Annotated in this window: 23 protein-coding genes and 1 tRNA gene; 17 read left to right on the top strand and 7 right to left on the bottom strand. The window is 63.5% G+C overall.

The genetic code is table 11. The features are described from left to right. The first annotated feature begins 49 nt into the window (after nt 1-49). The gene (locus OJJ21_RS05285; protein ID WP_297683867.1) at nt 50-2,191 is read left to right on the top strand and encodes a malate synthase G; all 2,142 of its coding nucleotides are present in this window, start codon (nt 50-52) and stop codon (nt 2,189-2,191) included. Between the two features lie 21 nt (nt 2,192-2,212). On the opposite strand, the gene OJJ21_RS05280 is transcribed toward OJJ21_RS05285, so the two are convergent. Further along, nucleotides 2,213-2,671, bottom strand: coding sequence for a MaoC family dehydratase (locus tag OJJ21_RS05280; RefSeq protein ID WP_297683865.1), 459 nt, complete (start codon nt 2,669-2,671; stop codon nt 2,213-2,215). 180 nt (nt 2,672-2,851) lie between these two features. On the opposite strand from OJJ21_RS05280, the gene pyrC reads away from it, so the two are divergent. After that, the gene (gene pyrC, locus OJJ21_RS05275; protein ID WP_297683863.1) at nt 2,852-3,925 is read left to right on the top strand and encodes a dihydroorotase; all 1,074 of its coding nucleotides are present in this window, start codon (nt 2,852-2,854) and stop codon (nt 3,923-3,925) included. 3 nt (nt 3,926-3,928) lie between these two features. Here pyrC and OJJ21_RS05270 read toward each other — a convergent pair whose 3' ends face one another. Next, nucleotides 3,929-4,504 (bottom strand): PilZ domain-containing protein, encoded by a 576-nt coding sequence (locus tag OJJ21_RS05270; protein ID WP_297683861.1) that lies wholly within the window; start codon nt 4,502-4,504, stop codon nt 3,929-3,931. A gap of 207 nt (nt 4,505-4,711) precedes the next feature. On the opposite strand from OJJ21_RS05270, the gene OJJ21_RS05265 reads away from it, so the two are divergent. The 5 genes from OJJ21_RS05265 (at nt 4,712) to OJJ21_RS05245 (ending at nt 10,965) form a co-directional block, all read left to right on the top strand. Continuing rightward, nucleotides 4,712-5,926, top strand: a complete 1,215-nt coding sequence (locus OJJ21_RS05265; RefSeq protein WP_297683859.1) for a pentapeptide repeat-containing protein — start codon at nt 4,712-4,714, stop codon at nt 5,924-5,926. Nucleotides 5,927-6,052: 126 nt separating this feature from the next. Then, nucleotides 6,053-7,270 carry a pentapeptide repeat-containing protein gene (locus OJJ21_RS05260; protein ID WP_297683857.1) on the top strand — a complete coding sequence of 406 codons (1,218 nt, stop codon included), beginning with the start codon at nt 6,053-6,055 and terminating at the stop codon, nt 7,268-7,270. 170 nt (nt 7,271-7,440) lie between these two features. Next, nucleotides 7,441-8,664, top strand: coding sequence for a pentapeptide repeat-containing protein (locus OJJ21_RS05255; protein WP_297683855.1), 1,224 nt, complete (start codon nt 7,441-7,443; stop codon nt 8,662-8,664). 168 nt (nt 8,665-8,832) lie between these two features. Continuing rightward, nucleotides 8,833-10,104 carry a pentapeptide repeat-containing protein gene (locus tag OJJ21_RS05250; RefSeq protein ID WP_297683853.1) on the top strand — a complete coding sequence of 424 codons (1,272 nt, stop codon included), beginning with the start codon at nt 8,833-8,835 and terminating at the stop codon, nt 10,102-10,104. A 279-nt stretch (nt 10,105-10,383) separates the two neighbouring features. Then, nucleotides 10,384-10,965: a PAS domain-containing protein gene (locus tag OJJ21_RS05245; protein WP_297683851.1), complete on the top strand. Its 582-nt coding sequence runs from the start codon at nt 10,384-10,386 to the stop codon at nt 10,963-10,965. A 48-nt stretch (nt 10,966-11,013) separates the two neighbouring features. Here the strand turns inward: OJJ21_RS05245 and OJJ21_RS05240 are convergent, their stop codons facing one another. Next, nucleotides 11,014-11,277, bottom strand: coding sequence for a hypothetical protein (locus tag OJJ21_RS05240; protein ID WP_297683850.1), 264 nt, complete (start codon nt 11,275-11,277; stop codon nt 11,014-11,016). Between the two features lie 250 nt (nt 11,278-11,527). Here OJJ21_RS05240 and OJJ21_RS05235 point away from each other — a divergent pair, with 250 nt between their 5' ends. Beyond that, the gene (locus tag OJJ21_RS05235) at nt 11,528-11,878 is read left to right on the top strand and encodes a hypothetical protein (RefSeq protein WP_297683848.1); all 351 of its coding nucleotides are present in this window, start codon (nt 11,528-11,530) and stop codon (nt 11,876-11,878) included. Between the two features lie 30 nt (nt 11,879-11,908). Here OJJ21_RS05235 and OJJ21_RS05230 read toward each other — a convergent pair whose 3' ends face one another. The 3 genes from OJJ21_RS05230 to OJJ21_RS05220 form a co-directional block, all read right to left on the bottom strand. Further along, the gene (locus OJJ21_RS05230) at nt 11,909-12,487 is read right to left on the bottom strand and encodes a PAS domain-containing protein (RefSeq protein ID WP_297683847.1); all 579 of its coding nucleotides are present in this window, start codon (nt 12,485-12,487) and stop codon (nt 11,909-11,911) included. 82 nt (nt 12,488-12,569) lie between these two features. Next, entirely contained in the window at nt 12,570-14,816 is a 2,247-nt protein-coding gene (locus OJJ21_RS05225) for a lysylphosphatidylglycerol synthase transmembrane domain-containing protein (RefSeq protein ID WP_297683845.1), read from the bottom strand. A gap of 135 nt (nt 14,817-14,951) precedes the next feature. After that, a tRNA-Thr gene (locus OJJ21_RS05220) sits at nt 14,952-15,026 on the bottom strand. A gap of 279 nt (nt 15,027-15,305) precedes the next feature. Here OJJ21_RS05220 and OJJ21_RS05215 point away from each other — a divergent pair. Both OJJ21_RS05215 and dcd read left to right on the top strand, forming a co-directional pair. Continuing rightward, on the top strand, nt 15,306-15,515 hold the full coding sequence (locus tag OJJ21_RS05215; protein WP_297683843.1) for a hypothetical protein: 210 nt from the start codon (nt 15,306-15,308) through the stop codon (nt 15,513-15,515). Between the two features lie 88 nt (nt 15,516-15,603). Next, a complete protein-coding gene (gene dcd, locus OJJ21_RS05210) occupies nt 15,604-16,158 on the top strand; it encodes a dCTP deaminase (RefSeq protein WP_297683841.1) in 555 nt (184 codons plus the stop codon). Here the strand turns inward: dcd and OJJ21_RS05205 are convergent. Continuing rightward, on the bottom strand, nt 16,139-16,699 hold the full coding sequence (locus OJJ21_RS05205; RefSeq protein ID WP_297683839.1) for a DUF6622 family protein: 561 nt from the start codon (nt 16,697-16,699) through the stop codon (nt 16,139-16,141). The genes dcd and OJJ21_RS05205 overlap by 20 nt on opposite strands. Nucleotides 16,700-16,857: 158 nt before the next feature. Here OJJ21_RS05205 and murA point away from each other — a divergent pair, with 158 nt between their 5' ends. The 7 genes from murA (at nt 16,858) to OJJ21_RS05170 (ending at nt 22,039) form a co-directional block, all read left to right on the top strand. Next, the gene (murA, locus tag OJJ21_RS05200; protein WP_297683837.1) at nt 16,858-18,138 is read left to right on the top strand and encodes a UDP-N-acetylglucosamine 1-carboxyvinyltransferase; all 1,281 of its coding nucleotides are present in this window, start codon (nt 16,858-16,860) and stop codon (nt 18,136-18,138) included. A 1-nt stretch (nt 18,139) separates the two neighbouring features. Beyond that, nucleotides 18,140-18,634, top strand: a complete 495-nt coding sequence (locus OJJ21_RS05195; RefSeq protein WP_297683835.1) for a DUF2948 family protein — start codon at nt 18,140-18,142, stop codon at nt 18,632-18,634. Further along, nucleotides 18,631-19,323 carry an ATP phosphoribosyltransferase gene (gene hisG / locus OJJ21_RS05190; protein WP_297683833.1) on the top strand — a complete coding sequence of 231 codons (693 nt, stop codon included), beginning with the start codon at nt 18,631-18,633 and terminating at the stop codon, nt 19,321-19,323. The genes OJJ21_RS05195 and hisG overlap by 4 nt, the downstream gene beginning before the upstream one ends. Next, entirely contained in the window at nt 19,323-20,642 is a 1,320-nt protein-coding gene (gene hisD / locus OJJ21_RS05185) for a histidinol dehydrogenase (protein WP_297683831.1), read from the top strand. Before hisG ends, hisD begins: the two co-directional genes overlap by 1 nt. Then, nucleotides 20,639-21,130, top strand: a complete 492-nt coding sequence (locus tag OJJ21_RS05180) for a UPF0262 family protein (RefSeq protein ID WP_297683829.1) — start codon at nt 20,639-20,641, stop codon at nt 21,128-21,130. Before hisD ends, OJJ21_RS05180 begins: the two co-directional genes overlap by 4 nt. Nucleotides 21,131-21,133: 3 nt before the next feature. Next, the gene (locus OJJ21_RS05175) at nt 21,134-21,565 is read left to right on the top strand and encodes an arsenate reductase ArsC (RefSeq protein WP_297683827.1); all 432 of its coding nucleotides are present in this window, start codon (nt 21,134-21,136) and stop codon (nt 21,563-21,565) included. 78 nt (nt 21,566-21,643) lie between these two features. Further along, the gene (locus OJJ21_RS05170) at nt 21,644-22,039 is read left to right on the top strand and encodes a hypothetical protein (protein WP_297683825.1); all 396 of its coding nucleotides are present in this window, start codon (nt 21,644-21,646) and stop codon (nt 22,037-22,039) included. Nucleotides 22,040-22,116: the final 77 nt, after the last annotated feature.

Raw genomic sequence — 22,116 nt, 5'->3', positions numbered from 1 at the left:
ATTCCGGCTCTGCTAGCCTGCGGCAGTTTTAGAAAGTGCAGGGAACGCCATGATCAGGACCATCGACAAGGCCGGCCTCACGGTTGCCGGGGACCTCGCCGGTTTCATCGAGCAGCAGGCCCTGCCGGGCACCGGGCTCGAACCGGCCGCCTTCTGGTCCGGCGTAGCCGCCATCTTCGCCCGCTTCACGCCGGAGAACCGCGCGCTGTTGCTCAAGCGCGACCAGCTCCAGGAAAAAATCGATACATGGCATGCCGCGCGCAAAGGCCAGAGCTTCGATGCCACGGCCTACCAGGCCTTCCTGAAGGAGATCGGCTATCTGGTGCCCGAGCCGGCGCCGTTCAGGATCGACAGCACCCGGGTGGATGACGAGATCGCCCGCATGGCCGGCCCGCAGCTGGTGGTGCCGGTACTGAATGCGCGCTTCCTGCTCAATGCGGCCAATGCGCGCTGGGGCAGCCTGTACGATGCCTATTACGGCACTGATGCGATCCCGCATGAGGCGAACGAGAAGAAGGGTTATGATCCGGCGCGCGGCGCGAAGGTGATCGCGAAAGCCAGGGCCTTCCTCGATGCCGCCGTGCCGCTGGCCTCGGGCAGCCATGCCGATGTGAAGGGCTGGTCGATCAAGGATGGCGCCCTGTCGCCGGCGCTGAAGGACTCAAATGCTTTTGTCGGGTATCGCGGCGATGCGGCCAGTCCCTCGGCCGTGCTGCTCAGGCATAACGGCCTGCATATCGAACTGGTGATCGACCGTGCGCATCCGATCGGCCGGGACGATCCGGCCGGCCTGTCGGATGTGATTCTGGAATCGGCGCTCACGACGATTGTCGATCTTGAGGATTCCGTTGCCGCGGTGGATGCCGAGGACAAGGTCGCGGCCTATGCCAACTGGCTCGGCCTGATGAAGGGCAATCTCGAAGCCAGCTTCGAGAAGGGCGGCAGGACCATGACCCGCGCGCTCGAACCAGATCGCGATTATACCGCTGCCGGCGGCGGCAGGCTCACGCTGTCCGGCCGCTCGCTGCTGCTGGTGCGCAATGTCGGCCATCTGATGACCAACCCGGCGATCCGCCTGCCCGATGGCAGCGAGGCGCCGGAAGGCATCCTCGATGCCATCGTCACCAGCCTGATCGCGCTGCACGACCTAAAAAAGCAGGGCCGCTTCGTCAATAGCCGCGCCGGCTCGGTCTGCATCGTCAAGCCGAAGATGCACGGGCCGGAAGAGGCGGCGTTCACCGACCGGCTGTTCGATGCCGTCGAGGACCTGCTCGGACTGGAGCGCTACACGATCAAGGTCGGCGTGATGGACGAGGAACGCCGCACCTCGGCTAATCTGGCCGCCTGCATCCATGCCGTGCGGCATCGCATCATCTTCATCAACACCGGCTTCCTCGACCGCACCGGCGACGAGATGCACACCTCGATGCAGGCCGGTCCGATGGTGCGCAAGGCCGATATGAAGGCGTCGAGCTGGATCAAGGCCTATGAAGAGCGCAACGTCGCCATCGGTCTCGCCTGCGGCCTGTCGGGCAGGGCGCAGATCGGCAAGGGCATGTGGGCGGCACCGGATCGCATGGCCGACATGCTGGAACAGAAGATCGGCCATCCGAAAACCGGCGCCAACACCGCCTGGGTGCCGAGCCCGACGGCCGCCACCCTGCATGCCACGCATTACCATGCGGTCGACGTGTTCGGCCGGCAGGCCGAGGTGGCGAGGCAGCCGGTGCCGTCGCTCGATGCCCTGCTCACCATTCCGCTCGCCACCGGGCAGAATTTTTCAGAGCAGGACGTGAAGGACGAACTCGACAACAACGCGCAGGGCATTCTCGGCTATGTCGTGCGCTGGGTCGACCAGGGCGTCGGCTGTTCGAAGGTGCCTGACATCCACGATATCGGCCTGATGGAAGATCGCGCCACCTTGCGCATTTCCTCCCAGCATATGGCCAACTGGCTGCTGCATGGGGTCTGCACGAAGGAGCAGGTCGATGCCGCCTTCAAACGCATGGCCGCCAAGGTGGATGCGCAGAATGCCGGCGACCCGCTCTATCGCCCGATGGCAACCGATCCGGACAACAGTCTCGCATACCAGGCGGCGCGCGCCCTGGTATTCGAAGGCTTCCGGCAGCCGAACGGCTATACCGAGCCGCTGCTGCATGCCTTCCGCACCAGGGTGAAGGCCAGCGGCTGAAGGCACTGGCCGGCGGGCCGTTCAGCCTGCCGGTGTCCGGCGCGGCACCACCATTTTCACGGTGAAGACCTGAACGGCTTCACCCTTCTGGTTCTGCGTCTCGATGCGCATGGTGATCATGCCGCGGTCGGGTCGCGACTTCGATGGCGTGATCTCCAGCACCTCGGCCGTCACCCGCAGCACGTCGCCCGGCCGTGTCGGTTTCGGCCAGGCCAGTTCGCCGCTGGCGCCGATGATGCCGCCGGCAATCGGGATGCCGCCATCAGTCACCATTTTCATGGTCATCGCCGCGGTATGCCAGCCGCTGGCGGCCAGGCCGCCGAACAGGGTGGGCCGGGCGGCGGCATCGTCGAGGTGAAAGGGCTGCGGGTCGAATTCGGCGGCAAAGCTCTTGATGCGCGCCTCGTCCACGGCCAGCGATCCCGTGCTGGCAAAGCGCTGGCCGACCTTGAGATCGTCCAGATAAAGCAGGTCGGCCATGAGTCCCTCCGGTGGTGCCTGTCCTATATCTGATGGCGGCGCCGGCCCAGGCAAGCGGCAAGACCGGGGGGTGCAGAAATGAAACCACTCGCGGTGCAAATGCGGCGGCCCAAACGGCCGGAGACTGGCCGGAAAAGCACAAATCGCGTATGCATGCGGGATCAGATTCCGAGGGTTCCGATGAGCAGCAGCGACAGTACCACCAAGAGCGCCGCCGTGGTGATTCGCCAGCCCGACGACTGGCATGTGCATCTGCGCGATGGCGAGGTGATGGCTGCCGTTCTGCCGCATACCGCGGCGCAGTTCGCCCGCGCCATCGTGATGCCGAATCTGAAACCGCCGGTCACCACCACGGCACTGGCCGAAGCCTATCGCAGGCGGATTCTGGCAGCCCTGCAGCCCGGCTCGCGCTTCCAGCCGCTGATGACGGCCTATCTTACCGACAACACCGATCCGGCCGATATCGCCGATGGCTTCAAACGCGGCGTCTGGGTCGCGGCCAAGCTCTATCCGGCCGGCGCCACCACCAATTCACAGGCCGGCGTCACCGACATTGCGCGTATCCACAGCGTGCTGGCGATGATGGAAAAGATCGGCATGCCGATCCTGCTGCATGGCGAAGTGACCGATCACAGCGTCGATATCTTCGACCGCGAAACCGTTTTCCTCGAGCGCATCCTCGGCAAGCTGCTGAAGGATTTCCCCGGCCTGAAGGTGGTGCTGGAGCATATCACTACAGCGGAAGCCGCCGATTTCGTGCGCGCCCATGCGGCGCAGATGGGTGCCACCATCACGCCACATCATCTGATGATCAACCGCAGCTCGATTTTCGAGGGCGGTGTGCGACCGCATCTCTATTGCCTGCCGATCGCCAAACGCGAGCATCACCGTCTGGCCCTGCGCAAGGCGGCCACGTCAGGCGAGGCCTGTTTCTTCCTCGGCACCGATACGGCGCCGCATTTCGTGCATCTGAAGGAGGCCGCCTGCGGCTGTGCCGGCATCTTCAATGCGCCGACTGCCATGCAATGCTATGCGCAGGTCTTCGCCGAGGAAAATGCGCTCGACAGGCTGGAGACCTTTGCCTCGCTCAATGGCCCGCGCTTCTACGGCATGCCGGCGAATACCGCGCAGATCCGGCTTGAGCGCAAGGCCGCAGCGGTGCCTGAGACCGTGGCGGTAGGCAACGACAGCATCCTGGTCTTTGCCACCGAAGCAGCCGGGCAGTGGTCGGTGGCCGAAGTGGTGCCGGCGTAAGGTCTAGCGGCCGCGCGTTTTCGCCGCCGGTTTCTTCACGGCCTTCTTCGCTGCTTTCTTTTTCGTTGCCGCCGGCTTTGCCGCAGCGGCTTTCTTCTTCACGATGATCTTTTTCTTCGTGATCTTCTTTTTCGTGCGCGCCGCCTTGGCGGCCGGCACGGCGCGTGGCGGCACCGCATGCGGGCGACCGGCATTGAGCATCAGCAACGCCATGTCGTCGACTTCGACCGAAAGGCGGCCCAGCGTGGCGCCGCCGGCATGCAGCAGGCAATGCACGCCCAGATCGCTGACGCCCTTCACGGTGGCGGGCACGGACTTGTTCTCGCCGGCCAGCTTCAGCTTGACGCGGGCGCCGACGGGGATCTCCAGTCGCGGCGCGAACAGGCAGCCTTCCAGCGACAAATTCGTCACCATGCCGCTCACCAGGGCGCCGTCATGCTCGATCTGGGCGACAATATGCGTGTCGCGACGGTCAAACCGGCGCCGGTTGGCGTCACCTTTATCAGCAGTTGTTTTGGCCTTGCTCTGGCCGACGGTCTTTTTGCCGGCCTTGCCACGTCCCTGTTTGGCGGATGCCATCGACACTTCCCCTGTTGAATACGATAACACTACCGGCTGCCCCAGATTCTGAAAAGCCCGATTAAGGTCTTGATCTCCTGACAAAAGCATGGCGGCAGCAGACCGGTTTCTCTAGAGTGGCAATCGAACCGTCATCGTATTGTCCAACTGAAGACTGAAATCATCGCCATGTCCGCGCGGATACCGCCGGAGCCCGTTGTCTGGGCCTTGTCGCGCCATAATGCTTATCTTACCAGCCGGCCGGGCGGTGTACGCCTGCAATGCCGTGCCGACGACTTTTCCGATCTGCGCCTCGATGGCGCGGCCTTCGACGATGCCATCCTGCCGGGCTGCAGCTTTGCCGGTTCGTCGCTGAAGTCGGCGACATTCCTGCGCGCCGATCTGTTCGGCAGCGATTTCACCCGCGCCGATCTGACCGGCACGAATTTCGAGCGCGCCGACCTGCGCGGCGCCAATTTCCTCATGGCGGTGCTGAAAAAAACCTCGTTCCGCCAGGCCGATCTGCGTCCGGGCCAGATCATCCAGCATGTGAAAGAGGGTGAGGGCGGCGAGAAAGAGAAAAAGCAGGACGTGCCGGTCAATCTGTCGGGCGCCAACCTGGAAGAGGCCAATCTCGGGCATGCGCATCTGGATCATGCCAATATGTCCAATGCCAATGCGATGAATGCCACATTCGTCGGTGCCTCGCTGTTTGCCGCCAATCTCACCGGCGCCGATCTCAGCGGCGCCGATTTCTCCGGCGCCAAGCTGAAAGACACCACTTTCGTCGGTGCCAATCTCGACGGTGCCAAGCTGGCGAACTGCGATCTGCGCGGCGCCAACCTGCGCAGCGTCGATCTGAGCAATGCCGATCTCAGCGGCGCGATGATGCAGGGCGCGATCTATCGCGGCGCCAAGCTGCCGGCCGAGATCGAGGAAAAGCTGCTGGCGCATGGCAAATGGATCGCATCCAACGGCCTGAGCGGCGAACGCGCGGTCTTCACCGGCATGAAGCTGCCCGGCATCGATTTTTCCAGCTGCGATCTGCGCGCAGCGGTCTTCCACGACACCAATCTGGCCGGCGCCTATTTCACCAAGAGTCAGCTGCTGTTCACCAGCTTTGTCGGTGCCGATCTGCGCAAGGCGAATTTCGATCAGGCCAGTCTGGGCGGCGCGAATTTTTCCGGCGCCATCCTGCTCGGTGCCGCTTTCCGGGCCGCACAACTGGTTGGTGTGGAGATCTTCAATGCGCTCAACCAGCGCACCGGCAAGACCATTTTCCCGCGCTTTGACAATGCCGATCTGACCGGGGCCGACCTGCGTGGTGCCGTGGTAGAAGGCGTCGATTTTGCCAGCACAACCTTTGACAAGGTGAATATTGCTGGCGCGGATTTGCGCAATTGCACCGGTATGCGTTCTGTATCGCGCGCTAAACCATTATGATTCAAGATTAAAAACAATAATAGTAAGAATCTGTCATAATTTCACTTAGGAGTTGCGCGGAAAACGGCGAAACATTAGCGTTTTGTAACTTACCCGGTCCCCGGGTGACAGACGATGTTCAACGCTATGGCCGATCGCAATATACCGCCGCATGAGGTCCAGGTAACCCTCTCCCGCCACGCCGCCTTTCTGGCCGGCCGCCCGGGCGGCACGCGGTTGCAGCAGAGCGGCGTGCATTACGAGAACCTCAAGCTGGATGGCGCCAAGCTCGATGACGCGATCCTGTCCCGCGCCGGCTTTGGCAATGCGTCGCTGACCAACGCCGAATTGCGCCGCGCCGACCTTTTCTGCGCCGATTTCCAGAATGCCGACCTGACCCGCGTTGTGCTCGACCGCGCCGATCTGCGCGGCGCCAATATGGGCCGCGCCATCCTGCGTAATGCCTCGCTCAGCCAGGTCGACCTGCGGCCCGGCCAGATCATGATCGCCGAGACCAGCGAGAGCAAACAGGTCAATGCCAATCTCGACGGTGCCAAGCTCGATGGTGCCGATTTCAAGAATTCCCAGCTCGACGAAGCCAGCATGTCGGTCTCTTCGGCAACGGGTGCGAACTTCGCCAATGCCAGCCTGTTTGCCGTCAATCTGGCCGGCGCCGATCTCGGCGGTGCCAATCTCTCCGGCGCCAAGCTGAAGGATGCCAACCTCATTGGCGCCAACCTCGCCGGGGCCAAGCTCAAGGGCGTCGATCTGCGCGGCGCCAATCTGCGCAATATCGATCTCAGCAAGGTGGATCTCGATGGCGTATCCCTGCAGGGCGCGATCTATCGCAAGGGCGACCAGCTACCCGAGGATGTCGAGGCGACGCTGAAGGCGCACAGCCTGTGGATCGCCACCAATGGCGCCGAGGGCGTGCGCGCCGTGCTCAGCGGCCAGAAGCTCGACGGCTGCAATTTCTCCGGCTGCGACCTGCGCGGCGCCGAATTGCACGGCGCTTCCCTGGACGGCGCCGATTTCTCCAATGCCCAGATGATGTTCGCCAGTTTCGTCGAGGCCAATCTGGCCAAGGCGAATTTCGATATGGCCGATCTGAGCGGCACCAATTTCGTCCGTGCCCATCTGGCTGCCAGCCGCTGGCGCGGGGCCCGGGTGGTTGGCGTCGAACTTTACAACGCGCGGAATCAGCGCACCGGCAAGGTGATCTACCCGCGCTTCGAGCAGGCCGACCTGACCGCCGCCGATATGCGCGGGGCCACTTTCGAGGGCATCGACTTCAGTGAAGCCAAGATGCCCGGTGCCAATCTGCAGGGTGCCGAATTCCGGGAATGCATCGGGATCAAGCGCTGACCCGACGCCGCCTGTTAATGACTTTCCCGAACCGTTACCGCTTCTCCACTGCCCAGCCGCGCCCCTCGCCTGCTAGGGTGCAATAAATACCCTTGATGCAAGAATGAACTGGTGCGTAAATCTACTAAATAGTGAAGCTACGACGACTTTTCTCGTTAAACGAAAACGGTATGCCTGAACTTCGCTTCCCACCGCAGCAGCTGACTGTTGCCCTGTCCCGCCATGCCGCCTGGGCCGGCGGGCGCAGTGAAGGCGAGCGTCTGCAGCGCCGCGGCGAGGATTTCTCGTTTTTCAGGCTCGACAACGCCAAGCTGAACGATGCGGTCCTGGCGCGCTGCATCCTGAGCGGCAGCTCGCTGGTGAAGGCCGAGCTGCGCCGCGCTGACCTGTTTGCGGTTGACTTCATGCGCGCTGACCTGTCGGGCGCGATCCTGGATCGTGCCGATCTGCGCGGCGCCAATATGATGAGGACGATCCTGCGCGGCGCCTCGCTGAACCAGGCCGATCTGCGGCCCGGCCAAATCGTGACCGAAAGCGGCGGCACCAAGGCGCAGTCGGCCAATCTGTCCGAAGCCAAGCTGGATGGTGCCGATCTGCGCTCGGCCCAGCTCGACGAAGCCAATATGGCGGTGTCGTCGGCGACGGGTGCGAATTTCGCCAATGCCAGCATGTTTGCCGTCAACCTGGCCGGTGCCGACCTGTCGGGCGCCAATCTCACCGCGGCCCGTCTGCGCGATGTCAATCTGATCGGGGCCCGCCTGGAAGGCGCGCTGCTGCAGGGCGCCGATCTGCGCGGCGCCAATCTGCGCAATGTCGATCTGACCAAGGTCAATCTGAAGGGTGTCGACCTTTCCACGGCAACCTACCGCAAGGCGGCCAACCTGCCGACCGAGATCGAGGTCATCCTGCATGCCCATAGCCGCTGGATCGCCACCGGCGGTTCCGAGGGATCGCGGGCCATTCTGAGTGGCAAGAAACTGGCCGGCTGCGATTTCTCCAGCTGCGACCTGCGGGGGGCCGAATTGCATGGCTGCGATCTCAAGGCGGCCGATTTCAGCTCGGCGCAGCTGCTGTTCGCCAGTTTCCTGGGGGCCGATCTGAACAAGGCGAATTTCGATCAGGCCGATCTCGGCGGCGTCAATTTCACCAGCGCGACTATGGCCGAGGCGACGTTCCGGGGCGCCAAGCTGGTCGGAGCGCCGCTGTTCAGCGCCAGCCATCAGGCGACCGGCCGCACGCTGTATCCCATCCTGATCGATACCGATCTGACCGGTGCCGATCTGCGTGGCGCGGTGCTCGATCATATCGATCTCAGCCGTGCCAAGCTCGGACGCGCCAATTTCTCCGGCGCCGATGTGCGGAACTGCATCGGCCTCAGCGGCGTGGCCGAGTAGCGCGCCGTTCACCCGGCCCTTGGGGCGGTCCGGTCTGGCGCGCCGGGCATTGCAGCGTGCATTGACGGCAGGCTAAACCCGCGAATATCCCGGAAACCCGCAAGGAACCCATTGGCGCTGTCGCACGGGCCCGCTAAGGTTGCGATGCATCGCTGACAGAAGGCCAGGATGACAGACCGACATCTGCCACCACCCACCCTGATCCACGCCATTTCGCGTCATGCCGCCTATCTGGCGCAGCGCCAGGGGGGCGAGCGTCTGAAACGGCGTGACGAGGATTTCTCCTGGCTGATTCTGGAAGGCGCGCCGCTGGATGATGCCGTGCTGGCGGCCTGCCGCTTCGTCGGCGCCGGCCTGGCCAATGTCAGCCTGCGCCGCGCCGACCTCTTCGCTGCCGATTTCGCCGTTGCCGATCTGAAACAGGCCCAGCTTGATCGTGCCGATCTGCGCGGCGCCAATTTCCACAGCGCCAGTCTGCGCGGCGCCTGCCTGCGTCAGGCCGATATGCGCCCAGGTCAGATGCAGATTCAGGATAAGGACGGCGAACGCCGCCAGATCACCACCCTGCGCGGCGCCGATCTCGATGGTGCCGACTTGTCGCTCGCCCAGCTTGAGGAAGCCGATCTGGCGGTGGCCTCGGCGCGCGGTACCAACTTCGCCCGTGCCAATCTCTATGGCGTCAATCTCGCCGGCGCCGATCTCAGCGGCGCAGATTTCACCGAAGCGAAAATGAAGGAATGCAATCTGCTGGGGGCCAGGCTGGATGGTGCCCAGCTGCGCGGTGCCGATCTGCGTGGCGCCAATCTGCGCAATGTCGATCTCAGCACCGTCAATGTCACCGGCGCCAATCTGATCGGCGCGGCGATGCGCAGCGCCAATGCCGTCATGCATGGTGAGATCGAGGCGATGCTGGCCAACCATTCGCGCTGGATCGCCACCGGCGGTGCCGAGGGTGAACGGGCCAACTTCTCCGGTCGCAGGCTGCGTGGCACCGATTTCTCCGGCTGCGATCTGCGCGCCGCGGATTTCACCGATGCGGGTCTCGCCGATGCGCATTTCGTCTGCGCCCAGCTCACCTTCACCAACTTCACGCGCTGCGATCTGCAGCGCGGCAACTTCGATGAGGCAAACTGCGCCGGCACCATCTTCGGCGAGGCGAATCTGGCCGCGGCCACCTTCCGCAATGCGCGCCTGGCCAGTGCCGAACTGACGACGCCCGACGGTCGCCCGACGGGGCGGATGTTTGCGCCTCAGGTTGCCGGCGCCAACCTGAATGGCGTCGACATGCGGGGGGCGCGGATCGAAGGCGTCGATTTCAGCCAGGCGCAATTCACCGATGTCAATCTTGGCGGCGCCAGTCTGCAGGACTGCAAGGGCCTGCCGCCGCCCGGACCGGTGCGCCACATCGCCAAGCCGAAGGGCACCATATTCATCGATTGAAAAAGACGGGAGCCGGTTTTGACACCGGCTCCTGCAGTGACAGCGAAGCGAGAGGAGCTTGCTCCGCTGTCGCCGTCGGATGGTGCAGATTGGTGCGCGGAGCGCGCGCCTGCGGATGGATGAAGGTCGCCTCCGAGGCAGGCTGGATGGCAGCATCAGAGAGAAGATTGATTTCTCTCTATAAAATTATCGATTTATCCGATTGTACGAAGATATGGCCTAGCTTGGCTTTCAGGCATATTTATGAGATTGGCCCTCAAGCTGGCAGGGAAGAATTCCATGCGCTTCGCCGAGAAGATCGACGACGAAGATTTACGGCAACTGTATTTCTACTGGCTGTCGAAAAAGACCAACCGGTTTCCGCCGCCGCGCGCGGCTATTGAACCGGGCGAAATCCGGTTCCTGCTGTCGTCGCTGTTCATCATCGAGGTCGATCACGAGGAACAGCGCTTCCGCTATCGTCTCGCCGGCAGCGATGTCGAGGCTATGGTGCAGGCCAAGCTGCATGGCCGCTGGCTCGACGAGGCGCTGCGTTCGCCGCTGCGCGAATTTTTCGACGAAGGCTTCTGCATTGCCGCCTTCGACCGTAAGGTGCATTACCGCAAGAACACGCTGCATCTCGCGGGGCGCCCGTATATCCGCTATTCACGCGTGCTTCTGCCACTTTCGAATACCGGCGAGCGCATCGATCATCTGCTGGGCTGTATCAAACTCGACGGCCAGATTCACACGCACAATCCCAGCATCGTCGAGGAACATGAGATCACCATCGGCGATGTCGAGACCTTTGAACGCGATGCCTATGAAATGCCCGCTGAGGGCGTGCAGTTCGGCGGCGGCCGGATGGATTTCGGGAAGTGAGGATTGGAGCGGCAGGCTGAAACGGCAGGCGATATCCGGCGGATACCGTTACATCTCGACCTTGCCCCACGGAATGCTGTGAAGCGGCACATCTTTCAGCTTGTCGACGAAGGATTTGGCACCAATGAAAATCGGCGCCAGGCTTACGCCTTTGGCCACCAGCACAACCTCATCCTTCTTCAGGCGCTGTTTGAACGCGGCCATCGACCGCTGCGCCATTTCCGGGGTCGAGACGCCGGCTTCGGAAACCATGATTAAGGTCACCACCTTGCCGTCGATCTGATAATTAACGAATGGATATTGCTGCCCCATAACCTTCTCCCCCCAGGCCGACCCCTGCGTGCAGCGTTAACAAAATTTATTCTATTATGACGAAAATGCCTAACGAATTATCACTTTAGGCCGATTACTAAGGCGGCTTGTATTTAAAGCTGTGACGCTCGCCGCAGGGTGGCGCCTTTCGCGCCGCTATCCCTTGGCTGTTGGAAAACGAACCATACACTTCTCTCCAATCGATCTGTTGCTGCTGTGCATTGCCGCGTGAACGGCCTGGAGACTGACCATGACAAGCATCCAATCCACCGCCCCTCTCTTTGCTGCGGCCGCGGTCTTTGCGGCGACGCTTACGCTTGCGGCCCCGGTTCAGGCTGGCAGCTACACCGTGGCACCGGGCACCACGATGCAGATCGATGTTGCCGACCGTAGCGGCTACACCACCATCACCGTCATCAACAGCGGCAGCATCGCCGGCAGCCTGCAGCTCCCCACCGGCGGCGCCAGCATTGCCGTGCCGGCCAATGGCAGGACCGAACTCTATGATCGCTATGGGCGCGCCTATATTGCGGTCACCAATACCGGCAGCGTGCCGCTGCAGGTGATCAGCCGCTACCAGGTCACCATCCCGCTGCCCTGACCCTGCCAGTCGCCGGCCGGGTTTTCCGCGTCAGCCCCCGACATCCTCTCCGGCATCCGGCAGCGGCTGGAAGCTTTCGATATCGAGGCGCAGGAAGAAGCCATCCTTGAAGCCACCGCTGCGGCTGATGTCGGTGATCGAACGCGGCTGCACCGGCATCGCCGTCGGCCAGACCTGTATGCTGAAGACCAGGGCCGGGCGGTCTGTCTCGCCATGGCTGAGCGGCAGCATCAGACGCCGCGTCATCGCAAAACCGGCCGCATCCCAGCGAAACACGCTTTCTGAATAGACTGGCAAGCGATCATGGAAAGCGGCGTCATAAATATGCGTCATGTAATCGCGATAACTGCCCTGCATGATGTCGTGCAGGGTTTTGCCGGTGAAATCCATGCCGTATCGTTCGACATGGGCCGAACCGACCAGGCGATAGCGCCAGACACCGTCACCCGCGGGTTCGGTGATCAGCAGGTTCGGCCAGATCGCCGGCGGCAGATCGAGCGGATCGATATCGGCGCGGTCGGGCATGCGGCGGCCCTGGCGCTGTCGTGCCCAATAGCGGGCGACGGCGTCGAGCGCCGGCTCGTCGGAGAAGAGGGTTCGCCGCGTCATCCGGGCAAGTCTACCCCACGATGGCGGATTGTCGTCAAATCCGGCGTTCAGGCTTGGTGCTGCATACCCCGATGGGGCGCGATCAGGCCTTGCCGGGAGATTTGCTGACCACGGGCATTGCAATAAACAGCCCCAGCAGGAACCAGAAACTGCGCTGGAAGAAAAAGTCGTGCACTGCCGAACCGGCCGCAATGCAGACCAGGGCGATCATCAGGCCGGCTCCCCAGCCCGCTGCAGTCGGCCGGGCCTGCAGGCGCCAGGCATATACCAGCAGCCCGGCAAAACTGCCGGCGACCACGCAGAAACCGACCAGGCCGGTTTCCGCCAGCAGCCAGACCGGAACCGAGTGAATGATCAGTGCGCCGCCGGTGGTGGCCAGGCGGTGCTGCATATAGGCGCCGAGTCCGTTGCCGATCAGCGGACTCTCCAGCCACATGTCCCAGCCTTCGAGAATGCTGGTCCAGCGTTCGAGATCGCCAGACTGACGCTCCATGCTGACCTGCAGCAAGCTCGTAACGATGTTGACGTAGTTACTGTCGGCGATCGCGGGTTTGCCGGAGGTGAATAGCTTGGGAATGCCGGCCAGGACGAAGCCGTAGATCAGATATAGTTGCGAAGAGAATATGATTGCGATGATCGGCCATAGCAGCGCTGGCAACAAAGAGCGCCGCGACTTACTGGCTGGGAACAGCATCATCACCGCCAGCGCGATGGCGAACATACCAAGGCCTGCCCGGGAATGGCAGAAATAAATCGACGACCCAGCAAGGCTCAGGATCAGTGGCAGGAAATATTTCCGTCGACCGAAGATACCCAGATGATGGGCTGCGATTGCGGCTGCCGCGGTCATGATCATCTGCACCGCGAAAGCGTTGGTGTTTCCGGCGTAACCCTGCAACGGCAGCGAAAAGACATCGTGCGGGATTCGAACACCGCTCAGGATGGTGAGCAGCAGGATGAGCTGCAGTGCTGCTGTTGCTGCACCGGTGGCAACGAAGGCGGCCAGGATCACGCGGCGATGCTGTTCGTTGCCGGTCAGCGTAATCGACAGGCCGGTGGCGACATAACCCAGGATGATCAGCCAGCCGAAGCCGCGATTGAAGAAAGCCCAGTTCGTCCAGCCGAACCTGCTGTAGCCATACAGCAGCGCGAAAACGATCACGGCGGAAACAGCGGTCAGGCCGGCCAGCAGGATTTTTGGCAGCGGTAGTGTACGGCGGTGAGTCCACAGGAAATAGGGCGCCAGGCCAAGGCAGGTCAGCGCGATCAGGTCGGCGATATTGGCGGTCAGCTCACCGCTGCGCAGTGGAATGCGCAACTGGAAGAACAGAAACATGGCGCAGAGCAGGGAGCAGGCCGTCAGTCCCAGCTTGCTCCAGTCGATCGTCGGGGTTGCGGCCGTGGCTGCGGCCGGTTGCGGTGTCGCATACTTCTTGCGATGCCGCAGCATGATCGCGGTACTGACTGCGGCAAAGATCACGACCAGGAACAGGTACAGCAGTCCGATGGCAACCGCACTCGCCACGGCGGTCGATTCCCCCACGCCCACCGCACCCAGCGCCTGGGCCGCGCTGAGCTCGCGAATGCCCCAGCCGGAGAAACTGATCGGCAGGCTGGAGGTGAACATGACGATGATCAGGGCGGCAACCATGCCGCCATCGATTTGCGTTAGGCCCAGGCCCCATAACAGACTCAGATAGGCGCCGAGCATGCAGCCATGCGCAAACAGGGTCAGCAGCAGGCCGGGCCAGAGGCGCAGGACGATGCGCAGACGGTTGGACAGATTGTCGAATGCCCCGGCCGGGCGCAGGACCGTCACGGCCACAACAATCGACGTGACGGCAAGGGCGGCCGACAGCGACACCATGGAGAGGCCGGCAGGCGCCAGGTCGAGATGGATGTTGAAAAACAAATACCACAGGCTGGCCAGGCTTAGCAGGAACAGGATGGCGGCAGCCTGGATGCGCTCCCAGTATGTCGCGATCACCGATGCGCTGAACGGCACGCCGTCCACAGCCAGGGCGGCGGCACGGCTGAGACTCTGGCCGATCACGTTCAACAGAATCTGATTGGAGACCTGGCCGATCGAATGGGCGAAGAACAGGCTGCGCCAGCCTGGCGAAAATCCGAAGCCGCGCAGCACCGAACGGAAGCGCAGCAGCGACAACAGGGAATTGATCAGGATCAGCAGGGCGGCGCCGACAATGCCCAGCCAGTGAATCGAGCGCAGCGTCTCGATAACGGTTTCGACCCCGACCAGGTACAGAGTGGCCAGAAGCGACCCGAGGGAAACGAGCGCGAGAAGGAAAGTACGAAGACCGCGGGCCATGTCGGACAGTCAATTTGGATGGGCATCGCGCCGCCGGTTGCCAGCTGCTCGACCGGTACGGTCATGCCATGCCGAATCGGGGCAGGCAAGTTGTCCATTTGGCGTAAGGTGCAATTATCGGAAGGGGATATGAAATGGTGCTGCTGGACAGGATTGAACTGTCGACCTCCTCATTACCAATGAGGTGCTCTACCACTGAGCTACAGCAGCCCCGTATGCCTCTCCGGATTGCCCCGGAGGAGTCGGCGGGCCGAAAACGACAAACCGGCGCTCGGGCCTGCAGGCCCGGCCGGCGTCGGGCGCGGAAACTGCCACAGCCGGCCGGCCGGCGCAAGCGCGACACGCGGCTTTTGGCCGGCTTTTGCGAAATCCGGTATTTCGTTGTCTTCTACGGAATTTGGCGGCGAATCAGCCGCCGGCGGCGGGGTGCATGCCCGTTGACGCAAGGCCGGCGAACTGGCTATCGCTCAGTCTGGTTCAGGAGCGCAGATGTCTGACCATGACGACCCCGATGCCGGTGCCCGGTCCCGCCCCAAATCCCACGGCAAGGCGGAGGACCGGGCTGCCCGTACGGCGCGGCTGGCCGAGCGGCTGCGGGCCAACCTCGGACGGCGCAAGCAGCAGGCGCGCGCGCGCCGCAGGACCGGGGCGGCACCCGACGGCGCGGCCGATCCGCAGGAGCCGGAGCCGAAGGCCTGAGCAGCCGCAGCCGGTCCCGCCCTTGACGGGGCGAGTTCGCCCGCGTTAAGCCCGGAACGCCGTTCTCCGCTGTCGAAAGGGCCGCCGTATGTCAGTCATGTCCGATATCTGGATTCGCGAAATGGCGAAGACGAAGGGCATGATCGAGCCCTTCGTCGAGGCGCAGAAGCGCGAGGGCACGATTTCCTACGGCCTGTCCTCCTATGGCTACGACGCCCGCGTCGCCCGCGAGTTCAAGATCTTCACCAATGTCGACAGCGCCGTGGTCGATCCCAAGAATTTCTCCGACCAGAGTTTTGTCGATCGCAGCGTCGATGTCTGTGTCATCCCGCCGAATTCCTTCGCGCTCGCGCGCACGGTGGAATATTTTCGCATCCCGCGCGACGTGCTGGTGATCTGCCTGGGCAAGAGCACCTATGCGCGCTGCGGCATCATCGTGAATGTCACGCCACTGGAGCCTGAATGGGAAGGCCATGTGACGCTGGAATTCTCCAACACCACGCCGCTGCCGGCCAAGATCTACGCCAACGAAGGCGCCTGCCAGTTCCTCTTCCTCAAGGGCGACCAGCCCTGCGAGGTCAGCTATGCCGACCGCGCCGGCAAATATATGGGCCAGCGCGGCGTCACCCTGCCGAAGCTGTAGCCGTATCCGCCACCGAGCGGTAGCGGCGCCAGAGCGCAAGACCCCAGCCGATGAAATAGCCGGCGCTGCCGCCCGAGACGACGATGTCGGCCTGGATCAGCACTACCCTGTGCGCCGTCAGGATGGCGGTCACGGTCAGGGCGTAATGCGCGAAAAAGATGATGAGGTTGCGCAACAGCGGCCACCAGCTGGCCGGCAGCTCGACGCGACCGCGCAGCCTGTCGGCGCTCAGAATCCGCGGTCCCGTCGCCAGGCCCAGCAGCAGGCCGCCGGCCAGTCCGCCCAGCCACAGCGCGGCGATGGTGTCGGGATCGAAGGGCCGCGCCACCAGGCCGGCCAGGCCCCAGAGGATGAAGATGGCCGGCACGATGGCGATGCGCCGCAGCGTCATACGTCGCTGCCTCAGCCCCAGGCTGCCGAGCCAGGCGAGCAGGGCGAGCAGGGCCCAGACCCAGAGCGGCGTGTGGCTCAGGATGCCGGCGGCATAGGACAGGATCGCGATCATGCGCGGCAGGCTGGCCGCTGCCGCAATCGCCGGCAATCGCATTTCCGCCGCAATGTGATGGCTCTTACACGCCCGCCGCCCGGCAGGGCGCATCTCCCGCACTGGCGATTCGGCCCCCGTTGCGCTAGACAAACGGGACCCTATCTCATCCTGGCCGGCGGTTTTGGCCGGTAGTCTTTTGGAATCAATGCGTTATGGATAGAATTCGGTTGCGCGGCGGCAAGCCGCTGGACGGCAGCATCGGCATCGGCGGCGCCAAGAACGCGGCCCTGCCGCTGATGGCGGCCAGCCTGCTGAGCGATGAGACCCTGACCCTGTCCAACGTGCCGCATCTGGCCGATATCGCCACCATGGCGCATCTGCTGCAGCAGCACGGCGTCGACGTGTCGATGGATGGCGGCAACGGTACGCCGGAGGGCCGCACCATCCACCTCAATGCCGGCAAGATCACCTCGACGCTGGCGCCCTACGACATCGTGCGCAAGATGCGCGCCTCCGTGCTGGTGCTCGGGCCCCTGCTCGCCCGCTTCGGCGAGGCGGAAGTCTCGCTGCCGGGCGGCTGTGCCATCGGCACGCGGCCGGTCGATCTGCATATCATGGGCATGAAGGCGCTCGGCGCCGAGATCACGGTCGAGAACGGCTATATCAAGGCCCAGGCGAAGAAGGGCCTGAAGGGCGCGGTGATCCGCTTCCCGCAGGTTTCGGTCGGTGCCACCGAGAACCTGCTGATGGCGGCTGCGCTCGCCGAGGGCACCACCGTATTGGAGAATGCCGCCCGCGAGCCCGAAATCGCCGATCTGGCGCATTGCCTGGTGGCGATGGGCGCGATGATCGACGGCATCGGCAGCGAGCATCTCACCATCCACGGCAAGTCCAGCCTGCATGGCGGCCTCCACAAGATCGTGCCCGACCGTATCGAGATCGGCACCTACCTTGCCGCCGTTGCGATCTGTGGCGGCAAGGTGGAACTGACCGGCGCGCGGCTCGATCTGATCGAGGCGGTGGCCGACAAGCTGACCGAGGCCGGCTGCGTCATCGAGCAGACGCCGCGCGGCATCTCGATCGCGCGCAACGGCGCGCGTCTGAAGGGCGTCGATTTCCTCACCCAGCCCTATCCGGGTTTCCCCACCGACATGCAGGCGCAGATGATGTCGCTGATGACGGTGTCCGAGGGCGCCTCGATGATCACCGAGACGATCTTCGAAAACCGCTTCATGCACGTGCCCGAGCTCACCCGCATGGGCGCCAATATCGTGGTGCATGGTTCGTCGGCGCTGGTGCGCGGCGTGCCGAAACTGACCGGCGCGCCGGTGATGGCCACCGATCTGCGCGCCTCCGTGTCGCTGGTGCTGGCGGGCCTCGCGGCCGAAGGCGAAACCATCGTCAACCGCGTCTATCACCTGGATCGCGGCTACGAGCGGCTGGAAGAGAAGCTGGCCGCTTGCGGCGCCGTGATCGAAAGACTGAAGACCTGAGATGGCCGAGGACCGCCGCAAGACGCTGCGTTTTCCGCCTCTGCGTTTGCGCGCCGAGGATGCGGAAGACGTGACCGTGCTGGCGGCCTGTCTGCAGGATGCCACCCTGCGCGCCGCAGACATGGCCTGGCAGCCGAAGCAGCGGCGCTTTGCCCTGGTGCTGAACCGCTTCCGCTGGGAAGACGAAACGCGCGTCGATGCGCGTGGCAAGCTGATCCGGGCCGTGCCGCATGTGCGCGTGCCGGCCGGGCTGCATTTCGACGGCGTGCTGAAGGTGCAGTCCAGCGGTATCGATCGCAATAATGCGGCGGCACCGCTCGAGCTGCTCTCGATCATTGCCGAACCCGGCGATGAAGTGCCGGCCGCGGTGCTGACATTGGTGTTCGCCGGCGGCGGTGCCGTGCGGCTTGAAGTGGAATGCGTGGACGCACAGATGCAGGATCTGGGGCAACCCTATCCGGTGCGTCGCGCGCCCAGGCATAAGGAAGTGTCATGAGTATCGACAACAAACTGGTCATGGCGCTGCCCAAGGGCCGCATCCTCAAGGAAGTGATGCCGCTGCTGCTGGCTGCCGGTATCGAGCCCGAAGCGGAATTCTCCGACGACAACAGTCGGAAATTGCGTTTCGCCACCAGCCAGCCGGATATCGAGCTGATCCGTGTGCGCAGCTTCGATGTCGCCACCTTCGTCGCCTTCGGCGCCGCCCAGCTCGGCGTCGCCGGCAACGACGTCCTGATGGAATTCGACTATCCGGAGATCTATGCGCCGCTCGATCTCGATATCGGCCATTGTCGGCTGTCGGTGGCCGAACCGGCCGCGCTGTCGGCGTCTGACGATCCGAAACGCTGGAGCCATGTGCGCGTCGCCACCAAATACCCGCATGTGACGCAGAAGTATTTCGCCGATCGCGGCGTGCAGGCTGAATGCATCAAGCTGAACGGCGCCATGGAACTGGCGCCGACGCTGGGCCTGTGCCGCCGCATCGTCGACCTGGTCTCGACCGGCGCGACGCTCAAGGCCAATGGCCTGGTCGAAGTGGAAGTCATCGCCCAGGTCACCTCGCGCCTGGTGGTCAACCGTGCCACGCTGAAGACGCGGCCGATCCAGGTCGGCGGCTGGCTGGAGAAGTTCACCGCCGCCGTGGACGCCGCGGCGGCGGCAAAGTCGAAGAAAGTTGCCGTCTGATGCCCGTTTCGTTGAATGCCAGCGACAGGGATTTCACTGCCCGCTTCGAGGCGATGGTGAAGGCCAAGCGCGATGCCGAGGCCGATGTCAGTGCCACGGTGGCGCAGATCATCGCCGATGTGCGCAGGCGCGGCGATGCGGCCCTGCATGAGCTGAACCAGAAATACGACCGTGTCGATTCGGCCAGGCTGGGGCTGCGCATTTCCCAGGCCGAGATCGATACCGCCGCCACGCTGGTCGATGCGGCCACGCTTGAGGCATTGCAGACCGCCGCCGAGCGGATCCGGCTGTTCCATGCACGCCAGACACCGGCCGACGATTTCTACACCGATGCGCAGGGCGTGAAGCTCGGTCATCGCTGGACGCCGCTGGATGCCGTCGGTCTCTATGTGCCGGGCGGCAAGGCGGCCTATCCCTCCTCGGTGCTGATGAATGCCGTTCCGGCCGTGGTGGCCGGCGTGCGTCGCGTCGTCGTCACCCTGCCCACGCCGGGCGGCGAACTCAATCCGCTGGTGATGGCGGCGCTGAAACTGGCCGGCGTCACCGAGGTCTATCGCACCGGCGGCGCCCAGGCGGTGGCGGCGCTCGCCTACGGCACCGAGAGCATCAGGGCCGTCGACAAGATCACCGGCCCGGGCAACAGCTTCGTGGTCACGGCCAAGCGTCTGGTCTTCGGCCAGGTCGGCATCGACAATCCGGCCGGCCCGTCGGAAATCCTTGTCGTCGCCGACAATAAAAATGATCCGGCCTGGATCGCCGCCGACCTGCTGTCGCAGGCCGAACATGACGAAGTGGCGCAGTCGGTGCTGATCACCGACGATGCCGCCTTTGCCGAACAGGTCGGTGCCGCCGTGCGCCAGCAGCTCTCCACCATGCCGCGCCGGGACATCGCCACGGCGAGCTGGGAGAAATTCGGCGCGCTGATCACGGTGCAGCGGCTGTCCGATGCCGCACCGCTGGTCGATGCCATCGCACCTGAACATCTGGAACTGGCCATCGACGATCCGCAGGCGCTCGCCGACAAGGTGCGGCATGCCGGCGCCATTTTCCTCGGCCGCCACACGCCGGAAGCGATCGGCGATTATGTCGCCGGGCCGAACCATGTGCTGCCTACCGCCGGCGCGGCGCGCTTCGCCTCGGGCCTCAACCTGCTCGATTTCATGAAGCGCACCACGCTCGTGCAATGCGACCAGGCCTCGCTCGAAAAGATCGGTCCGGCCGCGGTCACGCTGGCCAATGCCGAGGGATTGCAGGGGCATGCGCTCTCGGTCAGCATCCGGCTTCCCAAAGGCAGTTCTTCCACCAAAGGCAGGGCATGACCGAGAAGGCGCCGCCAACCAGCCACCGTCTCATCGGGGTCGACCTCGATGAGCGCAGCGTGGTGCGGCGCTCCGCCGATATCGACCATGAGCTCAAGGTCGCGATCTTCGACCTGATCGAGCAGAACGTCTTCTCGCCGGTCGGTGCCCATGACGAACAGGGGCCGTTTCAGCTGAATCTCGGCATCGCCGACAACCGGCTGGTTTTCGATATCCGCGACGAGGGCGCCGCGCCGCTCGGCAAGATCATCCTGGCGCTGTCGCCCTTCCGCAGGATCGTGAAGGACTATTTCGAAATCTGCGACAGCTATTACCAGGCGATCAAACGCTCGTCGCCGTCGCAGATCGAAACCATCGATATGGCCCGGCGCGGCGTGCATAACGAAGGCTCCGAACTGCTGCGCGAAAGGCTCAAGGGCAAGATCGACTGCGATTTCGACACCGCCCGCCGCCTCTTCACCCTCATCTGCGTCCTGCATATCCGGTAAGCCATGGATGATCGGCTTCCCGGCAGCGTGCTGTTCTGTTGCACCATGAACAGCGTCCGGTCCCCGATGGCCGAGGGTATCCTCAAGGCGCTGTACCCCAAGCAGGTCTTCGTCGACTCGGCCGGCGTGCGCAAGGAGAAGGTCGACCCGCTCGCCGTCGAGGTGATGGACGAGATCGGCCTGGATATCAGCAAGCATCGCTCGAAGAATTTCGACGACCTGGAAGACAGCTCCTTCGACCTGATCATCTCGCTGTCGCCCGAGGCGCAGCACACCGCCGTCGACATGACCCGCACCATGGCCTGCGACGTCGAATTCTGGAACACCTTCGATCCCACCATCGTGGAGGGCACCCGCGAACAGCGGCTGGCCGCGTATCGCGAGGTGCGCGACTTCCTCAACAAGAAAATCCGCGAACGGTTTGTGAAACGCTGAAACCGGCGGATTGACCTGCGTCAAGGCGGCCGGGCGCAAAACGCCTAGTCTTTATCCGGATACAACGGAGATAAAGACATGTCGCATTTCCATGCCGTGGTCTGGCTCGATCATGCCCAGGCGCGGGTTTTCCATTTCGACCGCGATTCGGCGGAAAAGACCGTGCTGCACGGCCACAAGCATCATCTGCATCACAAGGCCGGCGCTATCGGCTCGGGCCGCGATCCGGCCGATGCGGCCTTCTTTGCCGAGATTGCCCATACGCTGACGGATGCCGGGGAAGTGCTGCTGCTCGGTCCCGGCGCCGCCAAGCTGGAATTTTTCCGCTATGCCGGCAAGGCCAATCCCGCGCTGGAACACAGGATCGTCGGCTGCGAGACGGTGGATCATCCCACCGATGGCCAGATCGTTGCCTATGCGCGCAAGTATTTCCATGCCAAGGACCGCATGATGCCACTGCTGGCTCCGGCCTGAACCCCGGCCCGGAATTGAGACGGGGCTGAACGCCGGCGGGCGGGACAGCGATGCCGCAAATCCGCCATGGTTTGCCG

Source organism: Ferrovibrio sp. (assembly GCF_025869515.1).
Taxonomy (GTDB): Bacteria; Pseudomonadota; Alphaproteobacteria; order Ferrovibrionales; family Ferrovibrionaceae; genus Ferrovibrio.
Note: the sequence above shows the minus strand (reverse complement) of the source record. Positions and strands in the feature narration are given on the sequence as shown.